The following is an 18,243-nucleotide window of genomic DNA, read 5'->3' as shown; positions in this document are numbered from 1 at the left end:
CACCGACTTATCGGTTGCCATGGGCACGAGCCTGAGCCCTCAGGGTGACCGAATTGCGGTGAGACGTCGAGGGTCAGGCCCGGACGCCCGCGTGGTGACGGCCGATCGGCACGATCATGGGCGTGCCGGACCGCGGGTCGACGAGCACGTCGCACCGCAGGTCGAACACCTCCGCGACGACCTCGGCGTCGATGACGTCCGCTGGGCGTCCCTCGGCGACGATCCGCCCCGACCGCATCGCGACGACGTGGTCGGCGTACCGGCACGCGAGGTTGAGGTCGTGCAGCACCATGACGATCGTCGTGCCCCGCTCCCGGTTGAGGTCGGTGAGCAGGTCGAGCACCTCGACCTGGAAGTTGATGTCCAGGAAGGTCGTCGGCTCGTCGAGCAGCAGGACGTCGGTCTCCTGCGCGAGCGCCATGGCGATCCAGACGCGCTGCCGCTGCCCGCCGGACAGGTCGCGCAGGTGCCGGTCGACGAGGTCCGCGGTCCCGGTCGCCGCGAGCGCCGACCCGACGGCGGCGTCGTCTGCCGCGGTCCACTGCCGGAACCAGCCCTGGTGCGGGTACCGGCCGCGCGCGACGAGATCGCCCACGGTGATGCCGTCGGGCGCGACCGGCGACTGCGGCAGCAGGCCCATCACCTTCGCGACCTCGGTGCTGCGCATCGCGTGCACGGAGGCGCCGTCGAGCAGCACCTGGCCGCCGCGGGGCGCGAGCAGCCGCGCGATCCCCCGCAGGAGCGTCGACTTCCCGCTCGCGTTGGCGCCGATGATCGCCGTGACGGCCCCGGTGGGGATCGTCGCGGTCAGGCCCGGCACGACGTCGGGGCCGCCTTCGTAGCCCAGTCGCAGGTCGACGACGTCGAGGGTGTGGTGGGCGGTCATCCGCCGGCTCCGCTCCGATTGGTGGCGATCAGCAGCCAGACGAGGTACGGGGCGCCGATGAGCCCCGTGACGACGCCGGTGGACAGGGGGGTGTGCAGCGCGTGCTGCGCGAGCAGGTCGGCGACGAGCATGATCAGCGCGCCGACGCAGGCGGACGCGACGACGCCCGAGCCGGCACCGGCGAGCAACCGGGTGGCGAGGGGCCCGGCCATGAGAGCGACGAAGGCGACCGGGCCCGCCGCGGCCGTGGCGAGCGCGACGAGCACGACGGCGACGAGCATGAGCAGCCGGCGGCAGGTCTCGACGTCGAGCCCGAGACCGCGGGCCGTGTCGTCGCCGAGCTCGAGGACCGTCAGCCGCCGCCCGAGCAGCGCGGCCGTCGGCAGCAGAACGACCACCGCGACGCCGAGCACCGCGATCTGGGTCGGCCCGGCGAGGCCCGACGAGCCGACCAGCCACGCGACGGCCGCCCGCGCGTCCTTCACCTCGGCGCGCGAGATGAGGTAGCTCGTCACCGACTCCATGAGCGCGCCGACGCCGATCCCGACGAGGATGAACCGGTAGCCCGACAGGCCGCCCCGCCACGCCAGCCCGTAGATGACCGCGGAGGTGGCCAGCGCACCCGCGAGCGCGGCGCCCGACAGCGCGAGGCCGCCGAGGTTGCCGAGCACCAGCCCGGCGACGGCTGCCGTGCCCGCACCCGAGGCGATGCCGAGGATGTCCGGGGACGCGAGCGGGTTCGCGAGCATCCGTTGGAACACCGTTCCCGCGACCCCGAGTGCGAGCCCCACGAGCAGCGAGGCCGTCGCGCGCGGCAGCCGCAGCTCGCGGACGATGAAGTCCGTCCCGGGGTCGCTGCCCAGGTGCAGCACCGAGCGGAGCACGTCGAGCGGCGGAACGCCCGAGCTGCCGACGGACATCGTCACGACGAAGGCGGCGACCACGGCGACCGCGAGCCCGGCCGTGACGAGGAGCGCGCGGCGGGCGCGGGCCCGCCGGTGGTGGGCGAACGCGACGGCCGGCTCGAGCAGCGCGGTCACAGCTCGACCATCCGTCGGTAGCGCACGAGCGCGACGAACACCGGCGCACCGAGCAGGCCGATCACGACGCCGACCTGCAGCTCCCCGGGCGCGACGACGAGCCGGCCGACGATGTCGCAGGCCAGGAGCAGCAGCGGCCCGAGCACCGCCGCGTACGCGAGCAGCCAGCGGTAGTCGGGGCCGGTGATGATCCGCGCGACGTGCGGCACGACGAGGCCGAGGAAGACGATCGGCCCGCAGGCCGCGGTCGCCGCGCCGCACAGCAGGGCGACGACCGCGAACAGCACGCCGCGCGTCAGCGTCACCCGCTGCCCGAGCGCGCGCGCGACGTCATCCCCCAGCGCGAGCCCGTTGAGCGCCCGACCGGCGAGGAGCGCAGCGAGGATCCCGACGACGAAGTAGGGCGCCAGCTGGTGCAGGACGGGCGCGTACCGGCCCGCGAGCGCCCCGACCTGCCACATCCGCATCTGCTCGAGCGCGTCGACGTTCGTCAGCAGCACCGCGGACGTGATCGACGAGAACGCCGCGGTCACCGCGACCCCGGCGAGCGCGAGCTTGACCGGCGTCGCCCCCTCGCGGCCGAAGGACGCGATGCCGTACACGATCACGGTCGCGACGCCCGCGCCGGCGAACGCGAACCACACGTACGTCGAGGCCTGCTGCACGCCGAGCAGCAGCACCGCGAGGACGATCGCGACCGCCGCGCCGGCGTTGATCCCCATGATCCCGGGATCGGCGAGCGGGTTGCGCGCGACCCCCTGCAGCAGCGCGCCGCTCAGGCCGAGCGCTGCCCCCACCGCGAGGCCGAGCAGCGTGCGCGGCACGCGCATGTCGCGGATGACCGTGTGGTCGGTGCTCGTCGGGTCGAACGCCGTGAAGGCGTGCAGCAGCGTCGCCGGCGTGATCGCGCGCGAGCCGAGCGCGACGCTCGCGAACGCCACGACGGCGAGCAGGACGAGGGCCACGAGCAGGCCGGCCAGCAGCGCACCGCGCGGGCGACCGCCCCGGGTCCGGGCGGCGACCGGGACGGCGAGCGAGGACGCCGCCGCCATCAGTCCCCGATGGTCTCGTCGGCCCCGTCGACGAACGTCGTGAGCCGCTCGAGCTGCGCGGTGTAGTCGGGGTACGTGTGCAGCCAGTAGGCGGGCCACGTCGTCGTCGAGTCCGCGGCGAACGCCTTGATGCTGGCGGCGATCGGCTGCTTGGCCAGCGTGTCGGCGTTGCCGGGGTAGTTGCGGTCGTCGTACAGCAGCACGTCCGGCTGGTAGGTGTCGGCGTTCTCGAAGGACAGCGACTCCCAGTACGGGAAGTCGGCGTCCGGAGTCGTCGGGTCGATGACGTCCAGGCCCCAGCTCTGCAGGTCGAGCAGCTCGGGCGCGTACTTCGGGACCGCGACCGCGTACGTGTCCTCCCACGGGCTGATGGCGAGCACGTCGAGGTCGGGCTTGGCCGCGGTCGCGGCCTTGAACGCGGTGAGCGCGGTGTCGAAGTCGGCGCGCTGCTGGTCGACGATGCTCGTGTCCGCGCCGAGCGACGCGGCGAGCTCGGCGTAGCCGTCGACCAGGCCCACGATCGAGTCCCCCTGGGACGGGCCGACGACCGGCGCGAGGTCGGCCATCTTCTTGCTGGCCTCCTCGACGCCGCCCTCGAAGCCGCTGTACGCGTCCTCGGCCGGCCACCAGTCGCCGACGATGAGGTCGGGCTTCAGGGTCGAGGCCTTCTCGACGTTGATGACGCCCCACTCCTCGCTGAGGATCTCGACGCCGTCGAAGTCCGCGCCCTTCAGGCCGACGTCGCCGTCGATCGGGCCGTCGGCGTAGATCGCGATGGGCGTGATGCCGTAGCTCATGAGCGCCTTGGCGGCGTACGCGTGCGCGATGATCCGCGTCGGCACGGCGTCGGCCGTGTAGGTCTTGCCGTCGCCCGACACGTAGGTCCAGCCCGCCGAGGAGGCCGAGGTCTCCTGGGACGCGGGCTCGTCGGCCGACGAGCAGCCGGCCAGCACGAGGATCGAGGCAAGGGCGAGGGCGCCGAGGCGTCGCTGCATGGGGGTGGGTCCTCCGAGGGTCACCGACGCGAGAGCCGCGTCGAGTTAGGTGAGGCAAACCTATGGACTGCCCCTGAGCCGGTCAAGCCCCGTCCGACCAGCGGCGTGGCGACGATTGCCCCGTGAAAGTGATCTTCGTCGCTGTCCGACTTGTCATGGATCTTCCTAAATAGGTAGCCCCCGTCCGGGTGATCGGACGTACGGTCGATCAGGCACATCCGGCGACGCCTGCGTCGCCGCACTCACGCCGCGGACCTGCGGGTTCGCGGCACGCCGGGCCCATGCCGCCCGGGGACGCCCCACGCGGGGCAACGACCGACATCAGATCGACCTGGGGGCCTCCCACCATGAAGAAGACCATCACCCTGACCGCTGCCGCCCTGCTCGCCTCGAGCCTGCTGCTCGCCGGCTGCTCGGACGACTCCGACTCCGACTCCGACGCGGCCGCCTCGCCGTCGATGTCCGCGTCGGCAGCGGAGACGACCGCCGCCCCGACCGAGGTCGAGGTCATCTCGCAGACGAACCTCACCGTCGACGCGGCGCAGGGCACCTTCGACCTGCTCGGCCTCACGACGAACATCGTCGACGAGGACGGCAAGGGCGTCGTGATCGGCGACGACGGTGCCAAGTGGCTCGTCGTCTCGCAGGACCCCGAGACCGGCACGGTCCCCGTGGGGAGCGCCGTCACGCTCGTCGTGCGCAAGGCTTCCTGACGACCCGAAGGCCCGCACCCTCGTCGGGTGCGGGCCTTCGTCGTACCCGCAGGTCACCCGCGGGTGTCCGCCTGGTGGGGATGCTTTGCGCACCTCCCGACGTTGCGGCTAGCGTCAGTGTCGATCGCGTCCGTAGCCACGGCCGCATCCGACCACACCGGTCTCGGAGGGACTCGAGCGATGAGCGTGCAGAATGCCGCCCCCGCCACCTCCCCGCGCGCCCTGCTCGCGCCCTGTTGTCGCTGTCGGTAGAGCGCTGGCCGCTCCCGCACGCGCGCAGCCCCTGACCGGGCACGCGCCGTCGCCAGTGCTCGCCCCGCCCCTCGCCGCCGCGTGAGGGTCCCCCACCACGCCACTCCCACCCGGGACGCGGCAACCCCGTCAGGCAGTCCCCCGCACGCCGTCGTCGACGGCGGCTCGACCGAAGAGGAACCATGGCACGCATCTACGACGACGCGACCGCGCTGGTCGGCAACACCCCGCTGGTCCGCATCAACAAGATCACCGACGGCGCACCCGCCACGGTCGTCGGCAAGCTGGAGTTCTACAACCCCGCGAACTCGGTCAAGGACCGCATCGGCGTCGCGATCATCGACGCCGCCGAGGCGTCCGGTGACCTCAAGCCCGGCGGCACCATCGTCGAGGCGACGTCGGGCAACACGGGCATCGCGCTGGCGTTCGTCGGTGCGGCGCGCGGCTACAACGTCGTGCTGACGATGCCGGAGTCGATGTCGAAGGAGCGCCGCGCGCTGCTCCGCGCGTTCGGCGCCGAGCTCATCCTCACGCCCGCCTCCGAGGGCATGAAGGGCGCCGTCACCAAGTCCGACGAGATCGTCGCGGAGCGCCCGGGCGCCATCCTCGCGCGCCAGTTCGCCAACGAGGCCAACCCGGCCATCCACCGCAGGACGACGGCCGAGGAGATCTGGGCCGACACCGACGGCGAGATCGACATCCTCGTCGCCGGCATCGGCACGGGCGGCACCATCACGGGCGTCGGCCAGGTGCTCAAGGAGCGCAAGCCCGGCATCCAGATCGTCGCCGTCGAGCCCGCCGAGTCCCCGATCCTCAACGGCGGCCAGCCCGGCCCGCACAAGATCCAGGGCATCGGCGCCAACTTCGTCCCGGAAATCCTCGACACCACGGTGTACGACGAGGTCATCGACGTGGACGCCGAGACGGCCGTGAAGTACGCCCGCCGCGCCGCCGCGGAGGAGGGCCTGCTCGTCGGCATCTCGTCGGGCGCCGCGCTCTACGCCGCGAAGCAGCTGGCCGAGCGTCCCGAGAACGCCGGCAAGCTCATCGTCGCGATCATCCCGTCGTTCGGCGAGCGCTACCTGTCGACGATCCTCTACGCGGACCTGCTCGACTGATCACGCACCGACCCCGGGCCCGCGCCGACCGCGCGGGCCCGGGCGCGGCGTCCCCCACCCGCTCCACAGAACCGAGACACCATGTCCGACCCGCAGCACCTCCTCGCCACGCTCCGGGAGGACCTCGACGCCGCACGCCGCCGCGACCCGGCCGCGCGCTCCCTGCTCGAGGTGGCCCTGGCGTACCCGGGGGTGCACGCGGTGTGGACCTATCGCCTCGCGCACCACATGTGGCGCACGCCGTCGCTGCGGCTGCCCGCGCGGCTGCTCTCGCAGTTCGTGCGTGCGCTGACGGGCATCGAGATCCACCCGGGCGCGCGGCTGGGCCGCCGCCTGTTCATCGACCACGGCATGGGCGTGGTGATCGGCGAGACGGCCGAGGTCGGCGACGACGTGGTGCTCTTCCACGGCTCGACTCTCGGCGGCAAGTCCATGCGGCACGGCAAGCGGCACCCCACGCTCGGCGACAACGTGGTCGTCGGAGCGGGCGCGAAGATCCTCGGCCCGGTCTGGATCGGCGACGGAGCGCAGATCGGCGCGAACGCCGTGGTCATCCACGACGTCCCGCCCAACGGCATCGCTGTCGGCATCCCCGCCAAGATCCGCCTCCGCCCGACGACGCCCCCCTTCGACGCCGAGATCGACGACCCGGCCATCTACATCTGACAGCCCGCCCCACCCCGGCCCTCCCCGCCCGCCCGCCCCTCCCCTCCCGGCCGACCCCGCCCGCCGAACGGGGGGTTACGCACGGTTCCCGCCCGCATAGCGTGCGCAACCGCCCGCTCGGCCTTCCGATCGGCATTCCCCGAGTTGTTCTAGTTGTGGGGTAACAAGTAGGGTGGGCTTGTGCTGCTGCGGATCGATTCCTCGTCTGCCGAGCCGCTCTTCGAGCAGATCGGCGGGCAGGTGCGTGCGCTCGTGGCGCGCGGGGAACTGCCGGTCGGCACGCGGCTGCCCTCGGCGCGCGACCTGGCCGCGTCGCTCGACGTGAACCTGCACACGGTCCTGCGGGCGTACCAGGAGATGCGCGACGACGGCGTGATCGAGCTGCGGCGCGGTCGCGGCGCGGTGGTCGCCAGCGCGCCCGACCACGGCCCGCTGCACGAGGCGATCGCTGCCCTGGTCGCGACGACCCGCCGGCTCGACATCCCCCCGGCCACCACGGTGGCCCTGCTCAAGGAGGCACTGCGATGAGGTCCCCGGTCCCCCACCGCGTCGCGACGACGCTCATCACGCTCGTCGTCCCGCTCGTCGTCCTCGGCGCCGCGGTCCTCGTCGCCCTCAGCTGGTCGGCGGACCTGCCGGACCCCGTCGCCGTCCACTGGGGCACCGACGGACCCGCCGGCTTCGGCACGCTCGCCTCGGCGATCGTCCCGATCGTCGTCGTGGGCGCCCTGCTGGCGATGGGCGCCTGGGCGCTCGCGTTCCTCGCCGGGCACTCCGCGTCGACCCGCAGGATCGCGGCGGGCTCGAGCGTCGGCATGTCCGCCTTCCTCGGCGTGGTGCTGCTCGGGCCGCTGGACGCGCAGCGCGGCCTCGCGGATGCCACGCAGGCCTCGGGAGTGACGACGAGCCTGCTGGTCGCGATCGCCGCCGGGATCGCTGCGGGCGCCGTCGCGGCGCTCGTGACGCCGGGTGACGCCGACCAGCCCTCGACCCGGCCGGTCGCCGCCGACGCCCCGCGCCTGGCGCTGGCAGGGTCCGAGCGCGCGGTGTGGCACCGCAGCGCGTTCTCCCGCAGCACGCTCGTCGTCGGCGTCGCGGCGGTCCTCGTCATCCTGGTGCTCACGGTCGTCACGCGGGTGTGGCCGCTCGGCCTGCTCGCCGTGCTGCTGGCGGTCCTGCTGCTGACGATGGTCGCCTTCGACGTGACCGTCGACGAGCGCGGCCTGGTCGCCCGCGGCCTGCTCGGCTGGCCGACGCTGCGCGTCCCCCTCGCCGAGGTCGTCGCGGCGGGTGTCACGACCGTGCAGCCGATGAAGGACTTCGGCGGCTGGGGCTACCGGTTGGGTCGCGGCGGCCGGACCGGGATCGTGCTGCGCGGCGGCGACGCGCTCGAGGTGCGCCGCACGGGCGACCGCGTCGCGGTGATCACGGTCGACGACGCGGAGACCGGCGCCGCGCTGCTCAACACGCTCGCCGACCGCGCGCGGACGGCATAGCTACTCGCGAGTAACCACCCGATAGCCTGGGCGCTCGCGTCACCGCCGACGCGTCGAGAGGGAGGTCGTCGTGCGTCTGGGCTACTACATGGGCTACTGGTCGGCCGGTCCCCCGGTCGGCGCGCAGGAGACCGTCGTCGCCGCCGAGCAGCTGGGCTTCGACTCGGTCTGGACGGCGGAGGCCTACGGCTCGGACGCCCTGACCCCCCTGGCCTGGTGGGGATCGCGCACCGAGAGGATCAGGCTCGGCACGGCCATCGCCCAGCTGTCCGCGCGCACGCCCACCGCCGCCGCCATGGCCGCCCTCACCCTCGACCACCTCTCGGGCGGCCGGTTCGTCCTCGGGCTGGGCGCCTCCGGCCCGCAGGTCGTCGAGGGGTGGTACGGCCAGCCCTACCCCAAGCCGCTGGCGCGCACGCGGGAGTACGTCGCGATCGTGCGGCAGGTCCTCGCGCGGGAGGCGCCGGTGACCTACGACGGCGAGTTCTTCCAGCTGCCGCTCGACGGCGGCACGCACCTGGGCAAGCCGCTGCGCTCCACGGTCCACCCGCTGCGCGCGAACCTGCCGATCCACCTGGCCGCCGAGGGGCCGAAGAACATCGCGATGTCGGCGGAGATCGCGGACGGCTGGCTGCCGATGTTCTACTCCCCGCGGATGGACGACGAGTACCGCGCGCTGCTGGCCGAGGGCTTCGCGGTCCGGCAGGCCGGGTTGAGCGACCCCGCGGAGTTCGAGATCACGGCCGCCGTGCCGGTGGTCCTCGGCGACGACGTGGACAGCGCGGCGGACACCATCCGGCCCTTCGTCGCCCTCTACGCGGGCGGGATGGGCGCCAAGGGCGCCAACTTCCACCGCAACGTCCTCGACCGCCTCGGCTACTCCGACGCGTGCGACGAGATCCAGGCCCACTACCTGGCCGGCGACAAGGTCCGCGCCGCGGCCGCCGTGCCGATCGAGCTGATCCGCGACGTGGCGCTCGTCGGCACCCCCGACGACATCCGCGCCCAGCTGCCGGCCTGGCGCTCGACCGCGGTCACCACGATGCTCGTGCAGGGCGACCCACGTACCCTGCCGACGATCGCGGGTCTGCTCACCGAGGACTGAGGAGCACGTGGACGACGACTACGCGGAGGCGGTGCTCGACCTCGTCGGGGCCATCCCGCCCGGCCGGGCGATGACCTACGGGCTGATCGCCGAGATCGTCTCCGACGGGCTCGAGGCCGCCGGGCTGCCGCGGCGCGGAGGGCCGCGGCAGGTCGGCGCCGTGCTGGCCCAGGCAGGCAGCGGCGTGCCCTGGTGGCGCGTGGTCAACGCGTCGGGCAACCCGCCGGCCCGGCACCTGGCGCGAGCGATGGAGCAGCTGGTCGCCGAGGGGACGCCTCGGAGCGCGGACGGGACGCGCGTGCGGCTGCGGCTGGCGGTCTGGTTCCCCGACGAAATCGACTAGGCCGGCGCGCAGGTCGCGCGGCACGATGGCGAGCATGACACCGCTGCCTGCCGGATACCGCACCGTCGCCGTCCCCGCGGAGCGCGAGGACGAGTTCCGTGACGTCGACCAGCTCGCGTTCGCGTTCGAGGCGACGCCGGAGACGCGAGCGATCGTCCCGACGACGCTCGAGTGGGACCGCACGATGGCCGTCGAGCGGCCCGACGGCGTGCTCGCCGCGGTGCACTCGTCGTACGCGTTCACGCTGCCCGTCCCGGGCGCCACCGTGCCGTGCGCGGGGCTGACCTGGGTCGGTGCGCGGCCCGACGAGCGCCGCCGCGGGCTCCTGACGTCGATGATCGCGACCCACTTCGAGCGCGCGCTCGGCCGCGGCGAGCCGGTCTCCGCCCTGTTCGCCGCCGAGCCTGCGATCTACGGCCGGTTCGGCTACGGGTCGGCCGCCGACGACGTGCGGGTCAAGATCCCGCGCGGCGCCGCGCTGCGCGACGTCCCGGGCACCGAGGAGCTCACGGTGACGTTCGAGACGGTCGACCGCGAGCGCCACACCGACCTCGTCCAGGACGTCCACCGACGCGCGGGCGCGGGCCGCCCGGGCTGGGTGCTGCGCACGACGGACGCGCTGCGCACTCTCAACGACCCGCCGGCCTGGCGCGACGGCGCCGAGCCGCTGCGCATCGTCGTCGTGCGGGACGCGACCGGCGACCCGCGTGCCTACGCGACGCTGCGCCGCAAGGAGGTCTGGGCCGAGCCCGGGCCCCGCTACCCGGTCAAGATCCGCGAGGCCGTCGCGGTCGACGCCGCCGCGACGCACCGGCTCTGGTCGTTCCTGCTCGACCTCGACCTCACCCACGAGGTGGAGAGCGGGATGATGCCCGTCGACGACGCGCTGCTGCACCTGCTCGTCGACGCCCGCGCCGTCGTCCCTCGCCTCAACGACAACATCTGGGTCCGGCTGCTCGACGTGCCCGCGGCCCTGGCCGGGCGCCGGTACAGCGCGCCGCTGGACGTCGTCCTCGACGTCGCCGACGCGCGCCTGCCCGCCAACGCCCGCGCCTGGCGCCTGGTGACCGGGGAGCGCGCCGACGACGGCACGTACGACGCCCGCGTCGAGCCCTCGGACGCGGCCGCCGACCTGGCCGTCGACGTGCGCGAGCTCGGGGCCGCCTACCTCGGCGGCCGCTCGCTCACGGCGCTGGCCGCTGCGGGGCTCGTCGTCGAGCATCGCCCCGGGGCGGCCCAGGCCGCGGGCGGCGCGTTCGCGTGGCCCGTCGCGCCCGTCTGCAGCTGGGTGTTCTAGGACGTGTCTCCCGACCAGGCGAGGTCTGACGACGTCGCCGATCCTGCCGATTTCTACACCGGGCTCGTCGCCGAGGCGTACTCAGCGCTGAGGTCCCACGCCTTCGACCCTGAGCGGTACGCCGCGTTCGTCCGCGCGCAGGGGCAGCCGGGTCTGGAGGTGGGGTGCGGCGCGGGCGAACCCCTGCTCCATCTGGTCCGCGACGGGCTCGACGTCGACGGCGTCGACTCCTCGTCCGACATGATCCGACGGGCGCGTGCCGAGGCCCGACGGCAGGGACTCGACGTCGGGCTCCACGTCGCCCGGATGGAAGAGATGGACCTCGGCAGGCAGTACCGGTCGATCTACCTGGCCGGCCCGACCTTCGAGCTGCTGCCCGACGACGACCTTGCCCTGCGCGCGCTGGAGGTGTTCCGTCGCCACCTCTCCCCGGGCGGCACGATCATGGTCCCGCTGTGGATCGCGGAGCCCACACCGGCCGTGCAGCTCGGGGTACCGCGCGAGGCCGTCGACGACGACGGCACGGTGCTTCGCTACACCGCCCTGTCCGAGGAGTACGACCCGGCACGTCGTACCCGCCGTACCGCCGTCACCTACGAGCGCATCCCCACCGTCGGCCCGCCTGAGGTCGTCGACCGCCTGTGGGTGATCCACTGGCAGACGCGCCAGACCATCGCCGACCTGGCGGCCCGGGCCGGCTTGGCCGTCCGGGAGGTCGATCCGCCGAGCGCTCCCGGCGACTGCGAGCCAGGCGAGCCCGGTGAGGAGTTCACCGCCTTCCTGACGCACGCGTAGCCGCGCGCGGTCGGTGCGGTCGGTGCGGTCGGTGCGGTCGGTGCGGAGCCCTAGCGGCTGGCCTCGTACGCCGTCAGCAGGTCGATGCGCCGCTGGTGGCGCGGGTCGCCGCTGAACGGCTCGGCGACGAAGGCGTCGATCAGCGCGGTGGCCTCGTCAACCGAGTGCTGACGGGCGCCGACGGCGACGACGTTCGCGTCGTTGTGCTGGCGACCGAGCCTGGCGGTGTCCAGGTTCCAGGCGAGCGCCGCGCGCACGCCGTCGACCTTGTTGGCCGCGATCTGCTCGCCGTTGCCGGAGCCGCCGATGACGACGCCGAGCGAGCCGGGGTCGGCCACGACGGCCTCGCCGGTCTCGAGGCAGAACGGCGGGTAGTCGTCCTGCGCGTCGTAGGTGTGCGCGCCGTGGTCCACGACGTCGTGGCCGGCGGCTCGCAGGTGCTCGACGAGGGCGGACTTGAGCTCGTAACCGGCGTGGTCGGAACCGATGTGGATGCGCATGACCCCCATCCTGCCGCAGGTCGACCCCACATGTCGGCGCGCGTCCGTACGCTGTGGTCATGACTCGAAGCGGCATCGACCTCAGCGCCATCGACCCCGACACCCGCCCCCAGGACGACCTGTTCCGGCACGTGAACGGTCGGTGGATCGACTCCCACGAGATTCCCGCGGACCGCGCCATGGACGGCTCGTTCCGCGCGCTGCACGACCAGGCGGAGGAGCACGTCCGCGACATCATCACCGACGCCGCGACGGAGGACGCCGAGGGTGTCGCCGCGAAGATCGGCGCCGTGTACGCGAGCTTCATGGACACCGACGCGGTGGAGGCGGCCGGGACCGCACCGCTGCGCCTCGACCTCGGCATCGTGGAGTCGGCCACCACGCAGGCCGAGCTCACCGGCGCCCTCGGCGCACTCCAGCGCACGGGCGCGGGCGGCGCGATCGGCTTCTGGGTCGACAACGACGCCAAGGACCCGGAGACGTACGTCGTCTACCTCAACCAGGCGGGCCTGGGCCTGCCCGACGAGGCGTACTACCGCGACGAGCAGTACGCGTCCGTCCTGGCGGCCTACCGCCCGCACGTGGCCCGCATGCTCACGCTCGCCGGCGTGCCGGGGGCCGAGGACGCGGCGGCGCGCGTCGTCGCGCTCGAGACCAAGCTCGCGGCGACCCACTGGGACGTCGTCAAGGACCGCGACGCGGACCTGACCTACAACCCGACGACTCTGACCGCGCTCGCCGAGCAGGCGCCGGGGTTCGACTGGCACTCCTGGGCGCTCGCGCTCGGCGCACCGGCCGGCTCGCTCGACCACGTCGTGGTGCGCGAGCCCACGTTTGCGAGCGGGTTCGCGGCCCTGTGGCAGTCCGAGCCGCTCGCGGACTGGAAGGCCTGGCTGACGTACCACGTGGTCAGCGACCGCGCTCCGTACCTGACCCAGGAGATCGTCGAGGCCAACTTCGACTTCTACGGCCGCACGCTCACCGGCGCGCAGGAGCTGCGGGACCGCTGGAAGCGCGGCGTCGCGCTCGTGCAGGGTGTGCTGGGCGAGGCCGTCGGCGAGGTCTACGTGGAGCGGCACTTCCCGCCCACCCACAAGGCGCGCATGGACGAGCTCGTGGCGAACCTCGTCGAGGCGTACCGCGAGTCGATCACCGCGCTGGACTGGATGGGTGCGGAGACGCGCGAGAAGGCCCTGGCCAAGCTCGACTCCTTCACCCCGAAGATCGGCTACCCGGTCCGGTGGCGCGACTACTCGGCGCTCGAGCTGACGGCCGACGACCTCGTCGGCAACGTGCGCCGTGCGTCGGCGTTCGAGCAGGACCGCGAGCTCGGCAAGATCGGCAAGCCGCTCGACCGCGACGAGTGGTTCATGACGCCGCAGACCGTCAACGCGTACTACAACCCGGGCATGAACGAGATCGTCTTCCCGGCCGCGATCCTGCAGCCGCCGTTCTTCGACGCGGAGGCCGACGACGCCGTCAACTACGGCGGCATCGGCGCGGTCATCGGCCACGAGATCGGGCACGGCTTCGACGACCAGGGCTCGAAGTACGACGGCGCCGGCCGGCTCGAGGACTGGTGGACGGCAGCGGACCGCACCGAGTTCGAGAAGCGCACCTCGGCGCTCATCGCGCAGTACGACGCGTTCTCGCCCGCCCAGCTCGGCGGATCGCACCACGTCAACGGCGCGCTGACCATCGGGGAGAACATCGGCGACCTCGGTGGGCTGTCGATCGCGCTCAAGGCCTACCGCATCGCGCTCGGCCGGCCCCTCGAGGAGGCACCCGTCATCGACGGCCTGACCGGCATCCAGCGCGTCATGCTCGGCTGGAGCCAGGTCTGGAACTCCAAGGGTCGTGACGAGGAGGTCATCCGCCGCCTCGCGATGGACCCGCACTCCCCCAACGAGTTCCGCTGCAACGGCGTGGTGCGCAACATCGACGAGTTCTACGCGGCGTACGACGTGCAGCCGGGAGACGCTCTGTACCTCGACCCCGCGGAGCGCGTCCGCATCTGGTGATCGGCCGGTGAGGGCTGAGCGGGGCGGCAGGGGGCCCGCTCAGCCCACCTCGGTCCACGCCGCGCGGGCCAGGCGGAAGCCCTTGCCGTCGCCGTCCACGCAGGTCACGCCGTTGGTCGCGCTCGTGCACGTGTAGTCGCCGACCGTGACGTCCGAGCCGTAGTCGAGCGTCCGCACGTCCGCGCCCGCCACGGTCGGCGCGGGTCCCGTCTCGCACGTGAACGAGACCCCCGCGTCGTTGAGCACGATCACGTGGCCCGTCTCGCCTGTGCAGCCCGCAACGGCGGGCGGGTCGAAGGTGATGCTCGCGATCGTGCAGGTCACGCCGTCGTCGGACAGCGTGCACGCGATGTTGCCGCTCGGCAGACGGACGGCCGCGGTCTCCGTGGCCGCGCTGGGCGCGGAGGTGGACGGCGTCACGGTCGGCGCGCTCGCGTGCGCGCTGGGTGACCCGCCGGACGTCACCACGACGACGAGCACGAGCAGCACGATCACGAGCAGCACGTCGACCACCAGCCAGGTACGGATGGCGCGCGTCGAGGTCATGGTGCTCCCGTGGGTCGGTTCGGCACCCAGGATCACACGGGACGAACCGGACCTGCCAACCGGCTGGTCAGAACTGCGGGCCGGCGGTCCGGGTGCGCTTGAGCTCGTAGAAGCCGGGCACCCGGGCCATCGCGACGAGGCCGTCGAACAGCAGCGCCGCGTCCTCCCCGGTCGGCGCGGGTGTGATGACCGGGCCGAAGTAGCCGACACCGTCGATCGCGACCACGGGCGTGCCGACGTCCTCGCCGACGAGGCCGATGCCGCGGGAGTGCGAGGCGCGCAGGAGGTCGTCCACCTCGTCGGTGTCGCCGACGGCGGCGAGCTCGGCGGGCAGGCCGACCTCCTCGAGCGCCTCGGCGATGATCGCGGCGGTGTCCTTGCGGCCGCCCGGGTGGATGCGCGTGCCGAGGGCGTCGTACAGCGGCTTGACGACCTTCTCCCCGTGGTCGCGCTCGGCGGCGATGACGACGCGCACCGCGGCCCAGGCACCGTCCAGCATCGTGCGGTAGCTCTCCGGCAGGTCCCGGCCCTCGTTCAGCACGGCCAGGCTCATCACGTGCCAGTGCACCTCGACGTCGCGCTGGCGCGCGGCCTCGTCCATCCAGCGCGACGTCATCCACGCCCACGGGCAGGCGGGGTCGAACCAGAAGTCGACGACGGGTACGGCGGTGTTCTGGGGCACGGTTTCCTCCGGTGAAGACGATGGACCTGCAGTCTCACCCCGGGGGTGCCCCCTGTGCACATCGGGACCGACGGGCGACCACGTGGGATGATCGGCGGCGGCCACCAGCCACCGATCCATCGCTCGAAGGAGAACCCGCGTGCCCGCTGAGAACCTGACCCGTGCGGAGGCGCGCGAGCGCGCTTCCCTCGTGGCGACGCAGTCGTACGACGTGCAGCTGGACCTGACGACGGGGCCGACGACGTTCGCGTCGAGGACCGTCCTGCGGTTCGCCGCGACCGCGGGCGCGAGCACCTTCGTCGACCTCATCGCCCCGACGGTGCACGAGATCACGCTCAACGGGCGGTCGCTCGACGTCGAGGCGGTGTTCGCCGACTCCCGGATCGCGCTCGCGGACCTGGCCGAGCAGAACGAGCTCGTCGTCGTCGCCGACTGCGCGTACATGAACACGGGCGAGGGCCTGCACCGCTTCGTCGACCCGGTGGACGACGAGGTCTACCTGTACTCGCAGTTCGAGGTCGCCGACTCGCGCCGCATGTTCGCGGTCTTCGAGCAGCCCGACCTCAAGGCGACCTTCGCGTTCACGGTCACCGCGCCCGCGCACTGGGTCGTCGTGTCGAACTACCCGGTGATCGGCGAACCCGCCCCGGTCGAGGGCGGCACCAACCTCAACGGCGGCGTCGACGAGGGCACCGCGACCTGGACGTTCGAGACGACCCCCCGCCTCGCGTCGTACGTCACCGCGGTGGTCGCGGGCCCCTACCACCACGAGCACAGCTCCCTGACGAGCAGCGACGGCCGCGAGATCCCGCTCGGCGTGTACTGCCGCGGGTCGCTGGCCGAGCACCTGGACACCGACGCGATCCTCGACGTCACGCGTGCCGGGTTCACGTTCTACGAGGAGGCGTTCGCCGCGCCGTACCCGTTCGCCAAGTACGACCAGCTCTTCGTGCCCGAGTTCAACGCGGGCGCGATGGAGAACGCGGGAGCCGTCACGTTCCTCGAGTCCTACGTCTTCCGCTCGAAGGTGGCGGAGGCGACCGTCGAGCGCCGCGCCGTGACGATCCTGCACGAGCTCGCCCACATGTGGTTCGGCGACCTGGTGACCATGCGCTGGTGGGACGACCTGTGGCTCAACGAGTCCTTCGCGGAGTACGCCTCCACGCTCGCGACGGCCGAGGCGACGCGCTGGACGAGCGCGTGGACCACGTTCTCCTCGCTCGAGAAGAGCTGGGCCTACCGCCAGGACCAGCTGCCCTCGACCCACCCGATCGTCGCCGACATGCGCGACCTGCAGGACGTCGCGGTCAACTTCGACGGGATCACCTACGCCAAGGGGGCGAGCGTGCTCAAGCAGCTCGTCTCCTGGGTCGGCCAGGACGAGTTCTTCGAGGGCGTGCGGGCGTACTTCGCCAAGCACGCGTGGGGGAACACCGAGCTGAAGGACCTCCTCGCCGAGCTGGAGGTCACCTCGGGCCGCGAGCTCGCCTCGTGGTCGGCCCTGTGGCTGGAGAAGGCCGGCGTGACCCTGCTGCGGCCCGATCTCACGGTGGACGACGAGGGCGTCATCACCGCGTTCGCGGTCCTGCAGGAGGTGCCCGACGAGTACCCCGTGCAGCGTCCGCACCGCCTCGCGATCGGCGGCTACGACCTGGTCGACGGCCGCCTCGCGCGCACCGTGCACGTCGAGCTCGACGTCGACGGCCCCCGCACCGAGGTCCCGCAGCTGGTCGGCACGAGGCGCCCGCTGCTGGTGCTGGTGAACGACGACGACCTGGCCTACGCCAAGATCCGCCTCGACGCCGACTCGCTGGCCGCCGCGATCGAGCACCTGGGCGCGTTCGACGACTCGCTCCCGCGCACCCTCGTCTGGGCGGCCGCGTGGGACGCGACGCGCGACGGCGAGACGCCCGGCCGCGACTTCGTCGACCTCGTGCTGGGCAACATCGCGCAGGAGTCCGACTCGTCGGTCGTCCTCGTGCTGCTGCGTCAGCTCGCCACGACGCTCGACCTGTACGTCGCCCCCGAGCACCGCGAGGCCACGGACGTCGCCGCGGCGGACGCCCTGCTCGCCCTGGCGCGCGCGGCCGAGGCCGGCTCGGACACCCAGCTCCAGCTCGTCAAGGCGTTCGCGGGCCGGGCGTCGACCGAGGCGCACCTCGACGCGGTCGCCGCGATCCTGGACGGGCGCGAGACGCTCGGCGACCTGTCGATCGACACCGACCTGCGTTGGGAGCTGCTGTCCTCGCTCGTCGCGGGCGGTCGCTCGGGCGAGACCGAGATCGCGGTGCAGCTCGCCGCCGACGCGACGGCCACCGGCCAGCGGGCCGCCGCCGCGGCGCGCGCGTCGATCCCCACCGCAGAGGCCAAGGCCGCGGCGTGGAGCGCCGTGCTGGACGGTGACGACCTCGCCAACGCGATCCAGGGCGCGACGATCGGTGGCTTCGGCCGGGTGCACGACCGCGGGCTGCTGGTGCCCTACGTCGAGCCGTACTTCGCCGAGCTCGAGCGCGTGTGGGCGGGCAAGACGAACGAGATGGCGCAGAACATCGTGGTCGGGCTCTACCCGACCGAGCTGGCCGACGACTCCCGCGTGGACGTGGCCGGCGCGACCGACGCGTGGCTCGAGGCGCACCCCGACGCGTCGCCCGCCCTGCGCCGGCTCGTCGTCGAGGCCCGTGACGGCGTGCGCCGCGCGCTGGCCGCCCAGGCGGCGGACCGCCTGCGCCCCTGACT

The 18,243-nt window shown here is 73.0% G+C and carries 18 protein-coding genes; 11 read left to right on the top strand and 7 right to left on the bottom strand.

Annotated elements, in window-relative coordinates:
- Window positions 1-73: 73 nt before the first annotated feature.
- Genes EDF34_RS09095 through EDF34_RS09080 form a run of 4 tightly spaced genes read right to left on the bottom strand, consistent with a single transcriptional unit; the run spans window position 74 to window position 3,973 of the window.
- On the bottom strand, window positions 74-886 hold the full coding sequence (locus tag EDF34_RS09095; protein WP_123371041.1) for an ABC transporter ATP-binding protein: 813 nt from the start codon (window positions 884-886) through the stop codon (window positions 74-76).
- Entirely contained in the window at window positions 883-1,926 is a 1,044-nt protein-coding gene (locus EDF34_RS09090; RefSeq protein ID WP_123371040.1) for an iron chelate uptake ABC transporter family permease subunit, read from the bottom strand. The genes EDF34_RS09095 and EDF34_RS09090 overlap by 4 nt, the downstream gene beginning before the upstream one ends.
- Window positions 1,923-2,978, bottom strand: a complete 1,056-nt coding sequence (locus EDF34_RS09085) for an iron ABC transporter permease (RefSeq protein ID WP_123371039.1) — start codon at window positions 2,976-2,978, stop codon at window positions 1,923-1,925. The genes EDF34_RS09090 and EDF34_RS09085 overlap by 4 nt, the downstream gene beginning before the upstream one ends.
- The gene (locus tag EDF34_RS09080; protein ID WP_123371038.1) at window positions 2,978-3,973 is read right to left on the bottom strand and encodes an ABC transporter substrate-binding protein; all 996 of its coding nucleotides are present in this window, start codon (window positions 3,971-3,973) and stop codon (window positions 2,978-2,980) included. Before EDF34_RS09080 ends, EDF34_RS09085 begins: the two co-directional genes overlap by 1 nt.
- Before the next feature lie 347 nt (window positions 3,974-4,320).
- Here EDF34_RS09080 and EDF34_RS09075 point away from each other — a divergent pair, with 347 nt between their 5' ends.
- The 9 genes from EDF34_RS09075 (at window position 4,321) to EDF34_RS09035 (ending at window position 11,758) form a co-directional block, all read left to right on the top strand.
- Window positions 4,321-4,686, top strand: coding sequence for a PASTA domain-containing protein (locus tag EDF34_RS09075; RefSeq protein WP_123371037.1), 366 nt, complete (start codon window positions 4,321-4,323; stop codon window positions 4,684-4,686).
- Between the two features lie 434 nt (window positions 4,687-5,120).
- Entirely contained in the window at window positions 5,121-6,056 is a 936-nt protein-coding gene (cysK, locus tag EDF34_RS09070) for a cysteine synthase A (protein WP_123371036.1), read from the top strand.
- 81 nt (window positions 6,057-6,137) lie between these two features.
- A complete protein-coding gene (gene epsC / locus EDF34_RS09065; RefSeq protein ID WP_123371035.1) occupies window positions 6,138-6,722 on the top strand; it encodes a serine O-acetyltransferase EpsC in 585 nt (194 codons plus the stop codon).
- A gap of 180 nt (window positions 6,723-6,902) precedes the next feature.
- Window positions 6,903-7,250 (top strand): GntR family transcriptional regulator, encoded by a 348-nt coding sequence (locus EDF34_RS09060; RefSeq protein WP_123371034.1) that lies wholly within the window; start codon window positions 6,903-6,905, stop codon window positions 7,248-7,250.
- Window positions 7,247-8,218: a DUF1648 domain-containing protein gene (locus EDF34_RS09055; RefSeq protein WP_123371033.1), complete on the top strand. Its 972-nt coding sequence runs from the start codon at window positions 7,247-7,249 to the stop codon at window positions 8,216-8,218. Before EDF34_RS09060 ends, EDF34_RS09055 begins: the two co-directional genes overlap by 4 nt.
- Before the next feature lie 70 nt (window positions 8,219-8,288).
- Window positions 8,289-9,323: an LLM class F420-dependent oxidoreductase gene (locus tag EDF34_RS09050; RefSeq protein ID WP_123371032.1), complete on the top strand. Its 1,035-nt coding sequence runs from the start codon at window positions 8,289-8,291 to the stop codon at window positions 9,321-9,323.
- 7 nt (window positions 9,324-9,330) lie between these two features.
- Window positions 9,331-9,666 carry an MGMT family protein gene (locus EDF34_RS09045; RefSeq protein WP_123371031.1) on the top strand — a complete coding sequence of 112 codons (336 nt, stop codon included), beginning with the start codon at window positions 9,331-9,333 and terminating at the stop codon, window positions 9,664-9,666.
- A gap of 34 nt (window positions 9,667-9,700) precedes the next feature.
- Entirely contained in the window at window positions 9,701-10,963 is a 1,263-nt protein-coding gene (gene eis / locus EDF34_RS09040; protein WP_123371294.1) for an enhanced intracellular survival protein Eis, read from the top strand.
- Window positions 10,964-10,966: 3 nt separating this feature from the next.
- Entirely contained in the window at window positions 10,967-11,758 is a 792-nt protein-coding gene (locus EDF34_RS09035; protein ID WP_123371030.1) for a class I SAM-dependent methyltransferase, read from the top strand.
- 50 nt (window positions 11,759-11,808) lie between these two features.
- Here EDF34_RS09035 and EDF34_RS09030 read toward each other — a convergent pair whose 3' ends face one another.
- The gene (locus EDF34_RS09030) at window positions 11,809-12,258 is read right to left on the bottom strand and encodes a ribose-5-phosphate isomerase (RefSeq protein ID WP_123371029.1); all 450 of its coding nucleotides are present in this window, start codon (window positions 12,256-12,258) and stop codon (window positions 11,809-11,811) included.
- A 59-nt stretch (window positions 12,259-12,317) separates the two neighbouring features.
- On the opposite strand from EDF34_RS09030, the gene EDF34_RS09025 reads away from it, so the two are divergent.
- Window positions 12,318-14,279 carry a M13 family metallopeptidase gene (locus EDF34_RS09025; protein ID WP_123371292.1) on the top strand — a complete coding sequence of 654 codons (1,962 nt, stop codon included), beginning with the start codon at window positions 12,318-12,320 and terminating at the stop codon, window positions 14,277-14,279.
- A gap of 39 nt (window positions 14,280-14,318) precedes the next feature.
- Here EDF34_RS09025 and EDF34_RS09020 read toward each other — a convergent pair whose 3' ends face one another.
- Both EDF34_RS09020 and EDF34_RS09015 read right to left on the bottom strand, forming a co-directional pair.
- Entirely contained in the window at window positions 14,319-14,825 is a 507-nt protein-coding gene (locus EDF34_RS09020) for a hypothetical protein (protein ID WP_123371291.1), read from the bottom strand.
- Window positions 14,826-14,892: 67 nt separating this feature from the next.
- Window positions 14,893-15,507 carry a DsbA family protein gene (locus EDF34_RS09015; RefSeq protein WP_255414182.1) on the bottom strand — a complete coding sequence of 205 codons (615 nt, stop codon included), beginning with the start codon at window positions 15,505-15,507 and terminating at the stop codon, window positions 14,893-14,895.
- Window positions 15,508-15,646: 139 nt separating this feature from the next.
- Between EDF34_RS09015 and pepN the strand changes: the two genes are divergently transcribed.
- Window positions 15,647-18,241, top strand: a complete 2,595-nt coding sequence (gene pepN / locus EDF34_RS09010) for an aminopeptidase N (protein WP_123371027.1) — start codon at window positions 15,647-15,649, stop codon at window positions 18,239-18,241.
- The last annotated feature ends 2 nt before the right edge of the window (window positions 18,242-18,243 follow it).

Origin of the sequence: Cellulomonas sp. PhB150 (genome assembly GCF_003755175.1) — a bacterium.
Lineage (GTDB): Bacteria > Actinomycetota > Actinomycetes > Actinomycetales > Cellulomonadaceae > Cellulomonas.
Note: the sequence above shows the minus strand (reverse complement) of the source record. Positions and strands in the feature narration are given on the sequence as shown.

Excerpts from the sequence above, each read along its gene's own strand:
- EDF34_RS09095 (WP_123371041.1), bottom strand. The coding sequence starts at position 886 with ATGACCGCCCACCACACCCTCGACGTCGTCGACCTGCGACTGGGCTAC.
- EDF34_RS09085 (WP_123371039.1), bottom strand. The coding sequence starts at position 2,978 with ATGGCGGCGGCGTCCTCGCTCGCCGTCCCGGTCGCCGCCCGGACCCGG.
- EDF34_RS09080 (WP_123371038.1), bottom strand. The coding sequence starts at position 3,973 with ATGCAGCGACGCCTCGGCGCCCTCGCCCTTGCCTCGATCCTCGTGCTG.
- EDF34_RS09075 (WP_123371037.1), top strand. The coding sequence starts at position 4,321 with ATGAAGAAGACCATCACCCTGACCGCTGCCGCCCTGCTCGCCTCGAGC.
- cysK (WP_123371036.1), top strand. The coding sequence starts at position 5,121 with ATGGCACGCATCTACGACGACGCGACCGCGCTGGTCGGCAACACCCCG.
- epsC (WP_123371035.1), top strand. The coding sequence starts at position 6,138 with ATGTCCGACCCGCAGCACCTCCTCGCCACGCTCCGGGAGGACCTCGAC.
- EDF34_RS09055 (WP_123371033.1), top strand. The coding sequence starts at position 7,247 with ATGAGGTCCCCGGTCCCCCACCGCGTCGCGACGACGCTCATCACGCTC.
- eis (WP_123371294.1), top strand. The coding sequence starts at position 9,701 with ATGACACCGCTGCCTGCCGGATACCGCACCGTCGCCGTCCCCGCGGAG.
- EDF34_RS09030 (WP_123371029.1), bottom strand. The coding sequence starts at position 12,258 with ATGCGCATCCACATCGGTTCCGACCACGCCGGTTACGAGCTCAAGTCC.
- EDF34_RS09025 (WP_123371292.1), top strand. The coding sequence starts at position 12,318 with ATGACTCGAAGCGGCATCGACCTCAGCGCCATCGACCCCGACACCCGC.
- EDF34_RS09020 (WP_123371291.1), bottom strand. The coding sequence starts at position 14,825 with ATGACCTCGACGCGCGCCATCCGTACCTGGCTGGTGGTCGACGTGCTG.